General features: G+C 70.5%; 14 protein-coding genes and 1 riboswitch. Of the genes, 8 read left to right on the top strand and 6 right to left on the bottom strand.

The window, feature by feature from the left end:
* Positions 1-98: 98 nt before the first annotated feature.
* Together nagA and ABT127_RS26660 are read right to left on the bottom strand one after the other, a co-directional pair.
* The gene (gene nagA, locus ABT127_RS26665) at positions 99-1,235 is read right to left on the bottom strand and encodes an N-acetylglucosamine-6-phosphate deacetylase (protein WP_351454918.1); all 1,137 of its coding nucleotides are present in this window, start codon (positions 1,233-1,235) and stop codon (positions 99-101) included.
* Entirely contained in the window at positions 1,235-2,188 is a 954-nt protein-coding gene (locus ABT127_RS26660) for an ROK family protein (protein WP_351454915.1), read from the bottom strand. The genes nagA and ABT127_RS26660 overlap by 1 nt, the downstream gene beginning before the upstream one ends.
* A gap of 170 nt (positions 2,189-2,358) precedes the next feature.
* Between ABT127_RS26660 and ABT127_RS26655 the strand changes: the two genes are divergently transcribed.
* Genes ABT127_RS26655 through otsB form a run of 3 tightly spaced genes read left to right on the top strand, consistent with a single transcriptional unit; the run spans position 2,359 to position 4,714 of the window.
* A complete protein-coding gene (locus tag ABT127_RS26655; protein WP_502971786.1) occupies positions 2,359-3,621 on the top strand; it encodes an ABC transporter substrate-binding protein in 1,263 nt (420 codons plus the stop codon).
* A 10-nt stretch (positions 3,622-3,631) separates the two neighbouring features.
* A complete protein-coding gene (locus ABT127_RS26650; protein WP_351454912.1) occupies positions 3,632-3,868 on the top strand; it encodes a DUF3263 domain-containing protein in 237 nt (78 codons plus the stop codon).
* Between the two features lie 18 nt (positions 3,869-3,886).
* Entirely contained in the window at positions 3,887-4,714 is an 828-nt protein-coding gene (otsB, locus tag ABT127_RS26645; RefSeq protein ID WP_351454909.1) for a trehalose-phosphatase, read from the top strand.
* A 7-nt stretch (positions 4,715-4,721) separates the two neighbouring features.
* Here otsB and ABT127_RS26640 read toward each other — a convergent pair whose 3' ends face one another.
* The 3 genes from ABT127_RS26640 to ABT127_RS26630 all read right to left on the bottom strand — a co-directional run bounded on the left by ABT127_RS26640 (position 4,722) and on the right by ABT127_RS26630 (position 9,161).
* The gene (locus tag ABT127_RS26640; protein ID WP_351454906.1) at positions 4,722-6,101 is read right to left on the bottom strand and encodes an alpha,alpha-trehalose-phosphate synthase (UDP-forming); all 1,380 of its coding nucleotides are present in this window, start codon (positions 6,099-6,101) and stop codon (positions 4,722-4,724) included.
* Positions 6,102-6,189: 88 nt separating this feature from the next.
* Positions 6,190-8,175 (bottom strand): DUF7927 domain-containing protein, encoded by a 1,986-nt coding sequence (locus tag ABT127_RS26635; RefSeq protein ID WP_351454903.1) that lies wholly within the window; start codon positions 8,173-8,175, stop codon positions 6,190-6,192.
* A gap of 38 nt (positions 8,176-8,213) precedes the next feature.
* Complete coding sequence (locus tag ABT127_RS26630; protein WP_351454900.1) at positions 8,214-9,161, bottom strand: glucosyl-3-phosphoglycerate synthase; 948 nt, start codon at positions 9,159-9,161, stop codon at positions 8,214-8,216.
* A 149-nt stretch (positions 9,162-9,310) separates the two neighbouring features.
* Positions 9,311-9,440, top strand: a riboswitch (SAM riboswitch).
* A gap of 18 nt (positions 9,441-9,458) precedes the next feature.
* On the opposite strand from ABT127_RS26630, the gene thrC reads away from it, so the two are divergent.
* The 5 genes from thrC (at position 9,459) to ABT127_RS26605 (ending at position 14,562) form a co-directional block, all read left to right on the top strand.
* Entirely contained in the window at positions 9,459-10,766 is a 1,308-nt protein-coding gene (gene thrC / locus ABT127_RS26625; protein ID WP_351454897.1) for a threonine synthase, read from the top strand.
* Between the two features lie 85 nt (positions 10,767-10,851).
* A complete protein-coding gene (locus tag ABT127_RS26620; protein WP_351454895.1) occupies positions 10,852-11,127 on the top strand; it encodes a MoaD/ThiS family protein in 276 nt (91 codons plus the stop codon).
* A 422-nt stretch (positions 11,128-11,549) separates the two neighbouring features.
* A complete protein-coding gene (locus ABT127_RS26615; protein WP_005486335.1) occupies positions 11,550-11,756 on the top strand; it encodes a cold-shock protein in 207 nt (68 codons plus the stop codon).
* A 316-nt stretch (positions 11,757-12,072) separates the two neighbouring features.
* Positions 12,073-13,698, top strand: a complete 1,626-nt coding sequence (gene groL, locus ABT127_RS26610) for a chaperonin GroEL (RefSeq protein WP_351454892.1) — start codon at positions 12,073-12,075, stop codon at positions 13,696-13,698.
* A 150-nt stretch (positions 13,699-13,848) separates the two neighbouring features.
* Positions 13,849-14,562, top strand: a complete 714-nt coding sequence (locus tag ABT127_RS26605) for a DUF6215 domain-containing protein (RefSeq protein WP_351454889.1) — start codon at positions 13,849-13,851, stop codon at positions 14,560-14,562.
* Here the strand turns inward: ABT127_RS26605 and ABT127_RS26600 are convergent.
* Complete coding sequence (locus ABT127_RS26600; protein WP_351454886.1) at positions 14,541-14,828, bottom strand: hypothetical protein; 288 nt, start codon at positions 14,826-14,828, stop codon at positions 14,541-14,543. The two genes, ABT127_RS26605 and ABT127_RS26600, sit on opposite strands and share 22 nt — an antisense overlap.
* Between the last annotated feature and the right edge of the window lie 28 nt (positions 14,829-14,856).

Raw genomic sequence — 14,856 nt, 5'->3', positions numbered from 1 at the left:
TGCGAGCGCGTACGTACTTTCAGTAACGGGGGTCGATCATGCCAAAGTCAAGGCGGTTGGCCCAGACCTCAAGCCAACCGCCGTGCTCGCACGATGAGTTACGGGGCGACCAGCCACTCGCCCTTGCGCATCACGCCCTTGACCTCGAACTCCTCGTCCAGGACCACGAGGTCGGCGTCCTTGCCGGGCTCCAGCGAGCCGACGGTGTCGAACACGCCGAGCAGCCGCGCCGGGTTGGCGGAGATGGCCCGTACGACGTCCTCGACCGGCAGCCCGTCGACGGTGACGGCCCGCTTGAACGCGCGGTCCAGGGTGAGCGTCGAGCCCGCGATGGAGCCGCCCTCCACCAGACGCGCCACGGAGTCCTTCACCTCGACCTCCATCGGGCCGAGCATGTAGCGGCCGTCGCCGAACCCGGCGGCGTCCATCGCGTCGGTGATGAACGCGACCTTCCCGGCGCCCTTGTGGTGGAAGGCGAGTTCGAGGGCGGCCGGGTGCAGGTGCGTGCCGTCGTTGATCAGCTCGACCGTGATGCGCTCGTCCTCCAGGAGGGCGGCGATCGGGCCGGGGGCGCGGTGGCCGAGCGTCGGCATCGCGTTGAACAGGTGGGTGGCGACCGTGGCGCCCGCGTCGATCGCCTCGACGGTCTGCTCGTACGTGGCGTCGGTGTGGCCGATCGCGGCGATCACCCCGTGCTCGGCGAGCAGCCGTACGGAGTCGATGCCGCCGGGCAGTTCGGTGGCGAGCGTGACCATCTTGGCCCGGCCGCGCGCGGCGTCGATCAGCTTGCGCACGTCTGCCGGGTCGGGGTCGCGCAGCAGCGTCTCGTCGTGGGCGCCCTTGCGGCACGGCGAGATGAACGGGCCCTCGAAGTGGATGCCCGCGATCTCGCCCTGCTCGGCGAGCTCGGAGAGCAGGCCCGCGCGCTGGACGAGGAAGTCCATGTCGCCGGTGACGAACGACGGCACGACGGTCGTGGTGCCGTGCTGCCGGTGGGTGTGGATGCCCTTGAGGATCTCGTCGACGGTGCCGGACGTGAAGGACGCGCCGCCGCCGCCGTGGTTGTGCATGTCGACGAAGCCGGGCACCACCCAGTGGCCGGCGAGGTCGACGGTCTCGGCGTTCGCGGGAGCGCTCCCGGCGATCTGCGTGCCGTCGACGATGACGCGGCCGTCGGTGACGGTCCCGGTGGGCAGTACCACCCGGGCACCGGCGAGCACCTTTGCTGTGGCCATCAGGCGGTTACCTCCGAGGATCCAGTGGCTGCGGTGTGGTCGAGCAGGTCCCAGGCGAGCAGTCCCGCGCCCAGGCACCCGGCGCTGTCCCCGAGGACGGCCGGGACGATTCGGGGCAGCGACTGGAACGTCACGCGCTCGGCGACGGCCGCCCGCAGGGGTGTGAACAAGGTTTCCCCGGCCTCGGCCAGACCGCCACCGATGATCAGGGTGCGCGGGTCCAGCAGAGTGAGCGCCATGACCAGGCCGTCGGCGAGCGCGTCCACCGCGTCCTGCCAGACCCGCACGGCCCGGGGGTCCCCGGCGTCGACGGCCTTGGCGCAGTCCGCGGCGGTCGCCGTGGTGTCGCCGCAGGCGTCCTGCCAGGCGAGGGTGACGGCGCTCGCGGACGCGTACCGCTCCAGGCAGCCGCGCTGGCCGCAGCCGCAGTCGATGCCGCCGGGCCGCACGACCACATGGCCGATCTCGCCCGCCGAGCCGTGCGCGCCGGGCTCGATGCGCCCGTCGATGCCGATGGCGCCGGCGATCCCGGTGCCCAGCGGCAGGAACAGGAAGCGGTCGGCGTCCTTGCCCGCGCCGAGCCGGCCCTCGCCGAGCCCGCCGGTGCGCACGTCGTGGCCGAGGGCGACGGGGACCGTGCCGAGCCGCTCGCTGAGCAGCGCCCGCATCGGCACGTCGCGCCAGCCCAGGTTGGCGGCGAACAGCGCGATGCCGGCCGCCTCGTCGACGACGCCCGGGACGGCGACCCCGGCGGCCACGGCGGGCTCCCCGAGGTGCTCCTCGCCCCAGGCCCGCAGCTCGGCGGCGAAGTCGAGGATCGATGCGACGACCGCGTCGGCACCCCGCTCGCGCTCCGTCGCCCGGCGCGCCTGATGCAGCAGGGTGCCGTCCGCCCCGACCAGGGCGGCCTTCATTCCGGTGCCGCCCACGTCCAGGGCGATGACATGTCTCACGGAGCACAGTGTCGCGCGTCGACCCGCAACAGGTCTAGTCCACTTGCAGGGATCTTGTGACCCTGAACCCTTCTGGCCCCCCTGACCGGCCTCGTTGCCGATACGAGATCTAGGTGGTGTAGACCTTGTGTCCGACTAGCGGATTCCCGAGTGCGAGGGTGGGACACACGGTGCAGCGGCACATCACCGGTCTGATCGCGGCTGCGGCCGCACTGGGCATGGCGGGCACGCTCACCGCCTGCGGGGGCACAGGTTCGGACGACGTCACCCTCAAGCTGGTCGCGGCCGACTACGGCGACTCCGCGGCCAACAGCTCGCAGAAGTACTGGGACGAGCTGGCCGGCGCGTACGAGAAGGACCACCCGGGTGTCACGGTGGACGTCGACGTCTACAACTGGAAGGTCGTCGACGCCAAGGTCAAGAAGCTGGTCGACTCCGGACACGCCCCCGACATGGCCCAGATAGGCGCCTACTCCGACTACGCGGCGGCCGGGAAGCTCTACCCGGTCGGCAAGCTGCTCAACGTGCCCACCCAGGCCGACTTCCTGCCGCAGCTGTCCGACGCCGGGCAGGTCAACAACGTGCAGTACGGCATGCCGTTCGCCGCATCCACGCGCCTGCTCTTCTACAACAAGAAGCTCTTCAAGGACGCCGGTCTCACCCCGCCCGCCACCTGGAGCGAGCTGGCCGCCGACGCGAGCGCGCTCAAGGCCAAGGGCGTGAAGATCCCCTACGCGCTGCCGCTCGGCCGTGAAGAGGCGCAGGCCGAGACCATGATCTGGATGCTGAGCGGCGGCGACGGCTACACCGACGACGTCGGCTCCTACACCCTCGACTCCAAGCAGAACATCGCGACGTTCGACTGGCTCCGCGACGACCTCGTCGGCAAGGGCCTGACCGGCTCCACCGCGCCCGCCGGGCTCAACCGCGCCGACGCGTTCGCCGCCTTCGCCAAGGGCGAGGTCGGCATGCTCAACGGCCACCCGACGCTGATGCAGATGGCCGCCGCCAAGGGCGTCGACTACGGCACCGTGCCGCTGCCGGGACCCAATGGACCCGCCAAGTCCACGATGGGCGTCGCCGACTGGATGATGGCGTTCAAGCAGAACGGCCACGCCAAGGAGACCGGCGACTTCCTCAACTACGTCTACAGCGAGCAGAACGTCCTCGACTTCTCCCGCGAGTACGACCTGCTGCCGGTCACCAGCAGCGCTTCGGGCACCATGGCGTCGGCGGGCGAGGACAAGAAGCTCTGGCCGTTCCTCAAGAGCCTCGGCGACTCCGAGTTGTATCCCGTCGGCAACACGTCCTGGGCGAGCGTCAGCGAGGGCATCAAGCAGCAGATCGGCTCCGCCGTCTCCCCGCACGGCAGCCCGGCCGCCGTGCTCGGCCGGCTCCAGAGCGAGGCGGCGGCCGCCGAGTCCGCCGAGTAGCGTGGCGGGCATGGACGAGCAGCCCGCCCTCGGTGACCGTGAACGTGCCGTGCTCGCCTTCGAGGGGCGCTCCTTCGCCTCACCGGGCGCCAAGGAGCGGGCCGTCCGCGAGGAGCTGGACATGGCGCCCGTGCGCTACTTCCAGCTCCTGAACGCCCTGATCGACGATCCCCGGGCGCTGGCGGCCGCGCCGGTCACCGTGAACCGCCTGCGCCGCGTGCGGGAGGCCAAGCGCCGGGAGCGCTGAGATGGCTAAGGTCGGTTCATGGACGCCATCAGGACCGCCGCCGGCCGTGACGGAATCGCCGCGATAGTCGCCCGGCCCTCCCGGGCCGTGATCGCCCTCGACTTCGACGGGACGCTCGCCCCGATCGTGCCCGACCCCGAACAGGCCCGGGCCCAGCCCGGTGCCGTACCGGCGCTCGCCGCGCTCGCGCCGCGCGTCGCCTCGGTCGCCGTCGTCACCGGGCGGCCCGCCGGGGTGGCCGTCCGGCTCGGGGACTTCGCCGGGGTGCCCGGGCTCGAACACCTCGTCGTTCTCGGGCACTACGGCGCCGAGCGCTGGGACGCCGTCACCGGCACCGTGCACGCGCCCGCGCCGCATCCCGGGGTCGCCGCCGTGCGCTCCGCGGTGCCCGGGGTGCTCGCCGAGGCGGGGCTGTGGCACGACACGTACGTCGAGGAGAAGGGGCGTGCCGTCGCCGTGCACACCCGGCGTGCCTCCGACCCCCAGGGCGCCTTCGAGGCGCTGAAGGGGCCGCTGTCCGATCTCGCCGCCCGGCACGGGCTGGTGGTCGAGCCCGGGCGGATGGTTCTGGAGCTGCGGCCGCCCGGGGTCGACAAGGGGGTGGCGCTCACCGAGTACGTCCGTGAGGTGGGGGCCGAGTCCGTCCTCTACGCCGGGGACGATCTCGGGGATCTCCCGGCGTTCGCCGCCGTCGAGAAGCTCCGCTCGGACGGGATGCCGGGTCTCCTGGTGTGCAGCGGCACCGAGGTCCCGGACCTCGCCACCCGCGCCGACCTGACGGTCCCCGGCCCGGCCGAACTGGTCACCTTCCTGACCGACCTGTCCCGCACCTTGCCCACCACCTGACGGAAACTCAGTCGCGGAGGGCGTGCAGCTGGTCCAGGAACCAGGTGCCGGGCGGCAATGCGGTGGCCGCTGCCGACAGGCGCTTGGTGCGTTCGGCGCGCTCGTCGGCCGGCATGGCCAACGCGTCGGCCAGCGCCGAAGCCGTGGCCGAGACGTCGTACGGGTTCACCACCAGCGCGTCCTCGCCCAGCTCCTCGAACGCCCCGGCCTCCCGCGACAGCACCAGCGCACACCCGTCGTCGGAGACCACCGGCACCTCCTTCGCGACGAGGTTCATGCCGTCACGGATCGGGTTGACCAGGGCCACGTCGGCGAGCCGGTACGCGGCCAGCGAGCGCGCGAAGTCGTCCTTCACGTGCAGGACGACCGGGGTCCACCCCTCGGTGCCGAAGCGCGCGTTGACGGCGTCGGCGACCCGCGAGACCTCCGCGGTGTAGTCGCGGTACACGGCCAGGTCCTGACGCGAGGGATAGGCGAACGCGACGTGGACGACCTTCTCCCGCCACTCGGGATGCGTCTCCAGGAACAGCTCGTACGCGTGCAGGCCGCGCACGATGTTCTTGGACAGCTCGGTGCGGTCCACCCGGACCACGGTCTTGCGGCCGGGCCCGATCTGCTCGCGCAGGGCGGCGAGCCGCTCCTCGACGTCGGGCCGGTGCGAGCGTTCGCGCAGGAAGTCGGCGTCGGCGCCGAGCCCGTGCACCCCGACCCGGGTGCCCGACGTGCCCCCGATGATCCGCGTACAGCACTCGGTGAACGCGTCCGCCCAGCGGCGGGTCAGGAAGGCCAGCCGGTCCGCGCCGAGCATCCCGCGCAGCAACTGCTCGGCGATGTCGTCGGGCAGCATCCGGAAGTAGTCCACGGGCGCCCACGGCGTGTGCGAGAAGTGCCCGATGCGCAGGTCGTCACGGAGTTCGCGGAGCATCCCGGGGACCAGGGCCAGGTGGTAGTCCTGGACGACGACGGTGGCGCCCGGCGCGGCCTCCTCGGCCAGCGCCTCGGCGAAGGCCCGGTTGTACTCCTCGTAGGAGGCCCACCGGCGGCGGAACTCCGGGCCGAACGACGGCTCCAGAGGCGTCTGGTAGAGCATGTGGTGCACGAACCACAGCACCGAGTTCGCGATCCCGTTGTACGCGTCGGCGTGCACGTCGGCGTCGATGTCGAGCATCCGCACGCCCGGCTCGGTGACGCCCCGGCGCACCGCCGCCCGGTCGCCGTCGTCGAGCGCCGCGCAGACCCAGAGTTTGTCCTCGACGACGCTGAGCGCGGAGACCAGTCCGCCACCCCCGCGCTTCGTCTCGACCGAGCCGTCGTCCCCGACGACGTACGAGACCGGGCCGCGGTTGGACGCGACGAGAACCTCAGCAGCACCATGCGTGGAAGCCATAAGGCGAAACTAGCCCGCCCCCCGGACCCTCAAACGTACGGCCGGGTCCCGACGGGGACCCGGCCGTATACAACTCCTCCGGCGCAGGTCAGTCCTTGCGGCGGCGGACCGCCGAGAGGACCAGCGCGCCGAGCCCGCACAGCGACAGGGCCAGCCCGCCGTAGAGCAGGACGGGGACGTCCGCGCCGGTCGCCGCCAGCTCGGGTTCCTGCGGCCTGGGTCGCGGCGGCGTGGGCCTGGCCTGGACGCGGCCCACGGTGAAGGTGATCGTGCACCGCGGGCCGGTGCCCGCCGCGCAGTTGCTGTTCGGGACCGTCAGATGGCGTACGACCTTCGCGCCCGGGGTGTTCGGGACCTTCACCCGCAGCGGGACCTTCACCTGGCCGTGCGCCGGGACCGTGATGCCGTGGACGGTGCCGTCCTCGTCCGTGATCTCCGTCTTCTGCGGGACGGAGGCCGGGTTGCGGATGACGACGGGGACGACGGTGTCGCCCGGCGGCGGGCTGTCCGGCAGGTCGGGGAGGGTGACGACCAGCTGCGGCGGCGCCGGCGGCGGCTCCTCGATGGTGGGGGCGGCGCCGCAGTTCGGGTCGGTCGAGGTGTCGTCGCAGTTGGTGCGCGGGGTGTCGGCGGTGACGTTGTTGGTGAGCTTGCCGTCACCGCCGACCGGGTCGTCGACGGTAACGCTGTAGGTGATCGTCGCCGTCTTCCCCTCTGGCACGGTGCCGGTCCAGTTCAGCCGGGGCCGGTCGTAGGTGACGGTGCCGGTGCTCGCCTTCGCGTCGTTGTTGTACGTCGCGTCGTCGAGCAGGTCGGACAGGTCGTCGGCGAACTTGGCGCCGGGGTAGTCGACGCCGCCGATGTTCTTGGCGGTGACCGTGTACGTCACCTTGCCGCCGGGCCTGACCTTCTTCGGCGACGCGGTCTTCCTGACCTCCAGGTCGGGCACCGGCACCGAGAACGCCAGCGCCGACGGCACGTAGGTGTCGCCCCGCGTGCGGAAGGTCAGGTTCGCGGAGGTCGAGCCCTCCGGGATGACGCTGGAGGGGATCGTCGCGGTCTTCGCGTCGATGCTGAAGTTGTTGCCCTCGCACGGGTCGAGGCAGCCCTCGGCGCGGCTGTTGAAGAAGTTGGTGGCGGCGCCGCCGCTGTCCGGGTCGGCGATCTGTGTGCCGTTGACCAGGAACGCGTCACCGGCCACGTTCGCGTCGCCCTCGTAGGCGGTCACGCTCGCCCGCACGTCCTTGTTGCCCGCGCGGTAGAAGCCGTCGATGCCGATCGTGGTGTCCGGGTCCTTGGACTGCTGCACCACGTGGCCGCCGTAGATGTAGACGTTGCGGCGGGAGGGCGCGTACTGCTCGTTGGGCCCGTCGTACTTGTAGACGACGGTCAGCGACCAGCCGCCGACGCAGCCCTTGCCGGTCGGCGCCCAGATGTCGCCGACCGCGACCGGCACCGGGGTGCCGGTGGTGACGCCCGCGAACAGCGCGGTGACGTCGGACTCCGCGGTGTAGTAGTGCGGGCCGCCGACCGCGGCCGGGGTGCGCACCGCGTTCTGCACGGTGGCCCGGGTCGCGGTGCCGCCGCCGACCCTGACCAGCGGCTGCTGCGTGAGCGGGTCACCGGCGGGCGAGGTGGCGAGGCCCGCGGTGTCGCAGCGCGTGATCTGGTTGTTCCCCAGCTTGTACGTGCCGTCGTTGCCGCCCCAGAACAGGCGGGCGTAGGCGACGGTGGCGCCGGGCGGGACGGTGACCTGCCCGGTCGAGGAGTTGGTCACGGAGGTGCCGAACCCGGCGGTGTCCGTGTACTGCATGTCGAACTGGTTGTTGTTCTCCGAGGTCGTCCCGGCCTGCGCCGCCCGGCAGCGCGTCGCGTCGTCGGCGGGCGTGGACGGACACTGCATCACCGTGTTGCCCAGCGTGATGAAGTCGCCGTAGACGGCCTCGTCGTAGCGCTGGGCGAACGGCTCGACCACGACCGCGGACGCGGGAGCGGCCGCGGCGACGAGGGTCGCGGCGGCCGCTGCTGTGGCGGCAAGCGCCGCCAAGGTGCTCTGTACCTGTCTCAGCCACATACGGAGCAATGTAGGGAAAAGACCGTATTATCCCGTGATTAAGCGACGCGACGCTCCGCATACTCACTGATTTCGGTCATCGGCGGCCGCTCCTCGGTGTCCACGGAGTGCACCCGCGGCTCGAAGCCGTCCGCGCCCCGCTCGAACTGGGTCAGCACCGGCCGCACCAGGTGCCCGCGCGCGAGCCGCAGCTGGGCCGTGCGGTAGATCGCCGCCGCCATCCGGCCGAGCGCCTGCCCGTCCTGGTGCCGGTGCTTCCTGACACCGACGTCGACCTGGGCGAGCGCGTCCAGGCCCACGGTGTGCAGCGCGTCGACCAGCAGCCCCAGCTCCACCCCGTAGCCGACCGGGAACGGCAGCCGCTCCAGCAGGCTCCGGCGGGCCGCGTACTCGCCGCCCAGCGGCTGGACGAATCCGGCCAGCTGGGGCCAGTGCAGATTGAGCACCGGCCGGGCCATCAGCTCGGTGACCCGGCCGCCCTGTCCGGCCGCCTCGCCCAGCGGGCGGTCGTACATGGCCTTCACGAAGTCCACGTCCGGGTCGGTGAGGAGCGGGCCGACGATGCCGGAGACGAAGTCCGCCGAGAACTCCTTCAGATCGGCGTCGACGAAGCACACGATGTCACCGGACGTGACGAGCAGCGAGCGCCACAGCACCTCGCCCTTCCCGGGGCGGGCCGGGATCCGCGGCAGGATCGTGTCCCGGTGCTCGACGCGCGCCCCGGCCGCCGCCGCGACCTCGGAGGTGCGGTCCGTGGAGCCGGAGTCGACGACCACGATCTCGTCGACCAGCGGCACCGCCTCCGTCATCAGCTCGCGCCGGATCACCGAGACGATCTCCCCGACCGTCTCCTCCTCGTTCAGCGCGGGCAGGACGACGCTCACCGTCCGGCCCGACGCCCGCTTCGCGGCGATCAGCCGGGCCATGGGGCGGTCGGCCACGGACCAGGAGCGCCGCTTGAGCCAGCCCTCGACTTCTTCCAGCACGGCCAAGGCCCTCCCGTTTGTGATCCATCTCGCGGTTCGGACGACTATCTCAAGGGTCCACCCCTTCAGTTACAGTCTTGAACAGGGTCCGTGACCATCGCATGTCGGGGTCGACGAGCCCGTACAACTCCATCCACACAATCGAATACCGCTCATCCAGAGGGGCAGAGGGATACGGCCCGTTGAAGCCCCGGCAACCCTCCCGCCGACCGACGAGGTCACGGTGGGGACGGTGCCAATTCCGTCTCGCGGCGAGATGCGTCGCGAGGAAGATGAGGAGAAAGGGCCTCGCCTCTCATGGCTGTACAGACTGTCGCGACCGGAACCACCGCTTCGACGAACGCCGCCGTCGACCTCGGACCCGCTTCGGGCCTCTCCTGCCGCGAGTGCGGCGCCACCGTCCCGCTCGGTCCGGTCTTCGCCTGCGTCGAGTGTTTCGGGCCTCTGGAAGTCGCCTACGACCTGCCGGCCGGCGATCCCGAGGCGCTCCGCAAGCAGATCGAGGCCGGCCCCGCCAACATCTGGCGCTACGCCCCCCTCCTGCCCGTCCCGGCCGACGTCGCCGAGAAGCCGAACCTGAACCCCGGCTGGACCAAGCTGGTCAAGGCCGACAACCTCGCCCGCGAACTCGGCGTCGAGCAGGGCAAGCTGTTCGTCAAGGACGACTCCGGCAACCCGACGCACTCCTTCAAGGACCGGGTCGTCGCGCAGGCCATCGAGGCCGCGCGCGCCTTCGGCTTCACCACCCTGTCCTGCTCCTCCACCGGCAACCTGGCGGGTGCCGTCGGCGCCGCCGCCGCCCGCGCCGGCTTCCGCTCCTGCGTCTTCATCCCGCACGACCTGGAGCAGGGCAAGGTCGTCATGGCCGGTGTCTACGGCGGTGACCTCGTCGCCATCGAGGGCAACTACGACGACGTGAACCGCTTCTGCTCCGAGCTCATCGGCGACCCGCTGGGCGAGGGCTGGGGCTTCGTCAACGTCAACCTGCGCCCGTACTACGGCGAGGGCTCCAAGACGCTCGCCTACGAGATCTGCGAGCAGCTGGGCTGGCGGCTCCCGGACCAGCTGGTCATCCCGATCGCGTCCGGCTCGCAGTTCACGAAGATCGACAAGGGTCTGAAGGAGCTGATCGCGCTCGGCCTCGTCGAGGACAAGCCGTACAAGCTCTTCGGCGCCCAGGCCGAGGGCTGCTCCCCGGTCTCGGTCGCGTACAAGGGCGGCCACGACGTGGTGCGGCCGCAGAAGCCGAACACGATCGCCAAGTCGCTCGCGATCGGCAACCCGGCCGACGGGCCGTACGTCCTCGACATCGCGCGCCGCACCGGTGGCGCCGTGGAGGACGTCGACGACGAGCAGGTCGTCGAAGCGATCAAGCTGCTCGCGCAGACCGAGGGCATCTTCGCGGAGACCGCGGGCGGCGTGACCGTCGGCGTCACCAAGAAGCTCATCGAGGCCGGGCTGATCGACCCGTCGCTCACCACCGTCGTGCTGAACACCGGTGACGGGCTCAAGACCCTGGACGCCGTCGCCGAGTCGTCGCAGGCCACCGCGACCATCCGGCCGTCTCTGGAGGCGTTCCGCGCCGCCGGGCTCGCCGCCGAGTAGATCCGCCCCTTCCCGTAGCCGGGGGCTCCGCCCCCGGACCCCGCTCCTCAAACGCCGGAGGGGCTGAAAAGACCGAGGTGAACCCATGAGCGTTTCCGTCCGGATCCCCACCATCCTCCGCACCTACACCGGCGGTCAGGCCGAGGTCAGCGCCGAGGGCGCCACGCTCGCCGACGTCATCGCCGACCTGGAGAAGAACCACACCGGGATCGCCGCCCGCGTCCTCGACGACCAGGGCAAGCTGCGCCGGTTCGTCAACGTGTACGTGAACGACGACGACGTCCGCTTCGAGCAGGGCCTCGACACCGCCACGCCCGACGGCGCCGGAGTTTCGATCATTCCCGCCGTCGCCGGCGGCTGACACACACAGAGTCATCCGAATTGCCCCCTCCGCGAGGAAAGCGGAGGGGGCAATTCTGCATGGTTGAGCGCGGTACAGTTGGGGAAGCTGGTTCGATTCCGAACGTGATGCCATGACGGGCGCATATGAGTTCCCGCCCGAAGCGCGACAAGAAGCAGCCAATGTGTCCCGCCCATTCAGGCCTTTTATGGCATTTGTGCGGCCCGACTTGCCCTGGGATCCATGCAGTTGGCCCGGTTTCCGCGATCATGCGTGCCCAGAATTCTCGTCCGACTGACCTGTTGCAGACGGCAGTTGGGCAGATACATTCAGCCGCGGTCGACGCGTTCCGGCGCACACCCCCAAACCCTTTGGGGCGTGAGGTCTGACCCGGGTCCGCGAAGTGCGGACTCGCGCAAGGGCCAGTAATAGGGGAGTTAGGCATGGCTCAGGGCACCGTCAAGTGGTTCAACGCGGAGAAGGGGTACGGCTTCATCGCGGTCGACGGTGGTGCGGATGTTTTCGTCCACTACAGCGCGATTCAGATGGACGGCTACCGCACCCTCGAAGAGGGTCAGCGAGTTGAATTCGAGATCTCGCAGGGCCAGAAGGGGCCGCAGGCCGACATGGTCCGCCTGGCCGCCGGCTGAGCGATCGACCGACTGCAGCACACAAGCTTCGTACGGTCCATGAAGGGCCCGCTCCCGGTTCGCCGGGGCGGGCCCTTCGTGCTGCCGTGCGCGGGCGCGCACCACCGCCCGATCTGTGATAGCCGCTTGCACTCGCATGGGCCGAGTGCTAATCATTGGGCTTAGCACTCTCCGAGTGAGAGTGACAGAACTTGGATCGGGTCGGTGAGGTCCGGGAGCCGGGTGGGGCAAGGAACCACAAGGCTCAAGGGCCGTCCGTCGCGGGCACCAGCACGGTCCGTTTGCGTTTCCACCCCGTCCGGGAGGACCACTTCACATGGCCAAGATCATCGCGTTCGACGAGGAGGCACGGCGCGGCCTCGAGCGCGGCATGAACCAGCTCGCCGACGCCGTCAAGGTGACCCTGGGCCCCAAGGGTCGCAACGTCGTCCTCGAGAAGAAGTGGGGCGCCCCCACGATCACCAACGATGGTGTGTCCATCGCCAAGGAGATCGAGCTCGAGGACCCGTACGAGAAGATCGGCGCCGAGCTGGTCAAGGAGGTCGCGAAGAAGACGGACGACGTCGCCGGTGACGGCACGACGACCGCGACCGTCCTGGCCCAGGCCCTGGTGCGCGAGGGTCTGCGCAACGTGGCCGCCGGTGCCAACCCGATGGCCCTCAAGCGCGGCATCGAGAAGGCCGTCGAGGCCGTCTCCGGTGCGCTGCTCGAGCAGGCCAAGGAGGTCGAGACCAAGGAGCAGATCGCTTCGACGGCCTCCATCTCCGCCGCCGACACCCAGATCGGCGAGCTCATCGCCGAGGCGATGGACAAGGTCGGCAAGGAAGGCGTCATCACCGTCGAGGAGTCGCAGACCTTCGGTCTCGAGCTTGAGCTCACCGAGGGCATGCGCTTCGACAAGGGCTACATCTCGGCGTACTTCGCCACCGACATGGAGCGTATGGAGGCCTCGCTGGAGGACCCGTACATCCTGATCGTCAACTCGAAGATCGGCAACGTGAAGGACCTCCTTCCGCTGCTCGAGAAGGTCATGCAGTCGGGCAAGCCCCTGCTGATCATCGCCGAGGACGTCGAGGGCGAGGCCCTGTCGACCCTGGTCGTCAACAAGATCCGTGGCACCTTCAAGTCCGTCGCCGTCAAGGCCCCGGGCTTCGGTGACCGCCGCAAGGCCATGCTCGGCGACATCGCCATCCTCACCGGTGGCACCGTCATCTCCGAGGAGGTCGGCCTCAAGCTGGAGAACGCCGGTCTCGACCTGCTCGGCCGCGCCCGCAAGGTCGTCATCACCAAGGACGAGACGACGATCGTCGACGGCTCCGGTGACAGCGACCAGGTCCAGGGCCGCGTCAACCAGATCCGTGCCGAGATCGAGAACTCGGACAGCGACTACGACCGCGAGAAGCTGCAGGAGCGCCTGGCGAAGCTCGCCGGCGGTGTTGCGGTCATCAAGGCCGGTGCCGCGACCGAGGTCGAGCTCAAGGAGCGCAAGCACCGCATCGAGGACGCCGTTCGCAACGCGAAGGCGGCCGTCGAAGAGGGCATCGTCGCCGGTGGTGGCGTGGCCCTCCTCCAGGCCTCCGCGGTCTTCGAGAAGCTGGAGCTGCAGGGTGACGAGGCGACCGGCGCCAACGCCGTGAAGCTCGCCCTGGAGGCCCCGCTCAAGCAGATCGCCGTCAACGGCGGCCTTGAGGGTGGCGTCGTCGTGGAGAAGGTTCGGAACCTGGCCGTCGGCCACGGTCTGAACGCCGCCACGGGCGAGTACGTCGACATGATCGCCGAGGGCATCCTCGACCCGGCCAAGGTGACGCGCTCCGCGCTGCAGAACGCCGCGTCGATCGCCGCGCTGTTCCTCACCACCGAGGCCGTCATCGCCGACAAGCCGGAGAAGGCGGGTGCCGCTCCCGCTGGTGGTGGCATGCCGGGCGGTGACATGGACTTCTGAGCCTGACGGTTCAGCCTGTCCTTCGGCGAGGGCGGTATCCCTTCGGGGGTGCCGCCCTCGTTTTTTTGCTTTCCCGCTGTCGGGGCTGGTCGCGCCCCTTACGGGGCGCTAATGTCCGTCTGCGATTTGATCAATGACGGGGTGGGGGACATGGAAGAGAAGCCGGTCAATGCGTGGGGGCAGGCGATAGCGGCCTTCGCGGTCGTGGGGGCGCTCGGCCTCGGGTTCTGGGTGCAGAACGAGCAGGCGGACGGTGGGACGAGTCCTGCCGAGAAAGCCGCCGTGTGTTCCGGCGGGGCCGCCGAGAAGGGGGACCGGGCGGCCGGGCGGGTGTACGGGGCCCAGTTGTGCAAGGCGCTGAACCAGCCCGAGCTGGCGACGTGGCTCGGCACACCCGGTGAACTGCCCAAGAGCGCGAGCGGCAGCGGCGACGGGTCGCTCGGCTCGGGCCTGGTGAAGACCCCGTACCGGTCGGCGCGGATCGAGTTCGACACGTACACGGTGACGATCGCGGCGTCCTACGACAAGATGCCGGTGGCCGGGTCCGAGAGCTACCTGGGGTCCGACGCGCACCCGCAGAAGGTGCTGCGGCGCCCCGCGGTGTTCTACTCCACGCAGACCATGGGCATCAGCTTCCGCCTGGACGGCAAGGACGCCAAGAGCACGCAGGGCGTGCCCGCGGAGGCCGTGGTCGTGGCGCTCGACCCGAAGGACCGCGGCGGCTCCTACGAACTGGCGGTCTGGCGCAACCACGGCGGGTACCCCGACCGGACGGTGCTCCTGGACATCGCCACGCACGTGCTCCCGGTGGTCCCGGGCTTCGACTCAGGGTCGACGCTGCCTCAGGACGCGCCCTCTTCGTAGCTGTCCCAGGCGTCCCGGCCGGCCCGGCCCGCGCTCGTCGCCGCCGTCTGGGCGTGGCGGAGGGCGCGCTGGGCCAGTTCGGCGGGCGGCACCTCCCAGCTGCCGGTCCAGGAGCGGCCCGCGCGGGCCAGCTCGTAGACCAGGACGCCGACGCCCGCGGCGGCGACGAGCATGCCGGCGCCGGTCAGGCCCGCGCCGACGGTGAGCCGCCGCTGGTCGGGACGGAACTCGGTCCAGGAGATCTTGGAAAAGGTGCTGTCAGCCATGGGGCCAGGATGCGGCGAAGCGCGCGGG

This window comes from Streptomyces sp. NPDC001904 (assembly GCF_040297005.1).
In the GTDB taxonomy this organism is placed as follows: Bacteria; Actinomycetota; Actinomycetes; order Streptomycetales; family Streptomycetaceae; genus Streptomyces.
The sequence above is the reverse complement of the archived record's forward strand: the minus strand, read 5'-3'. Positions and strand labels throughout refer to the sequence as shown.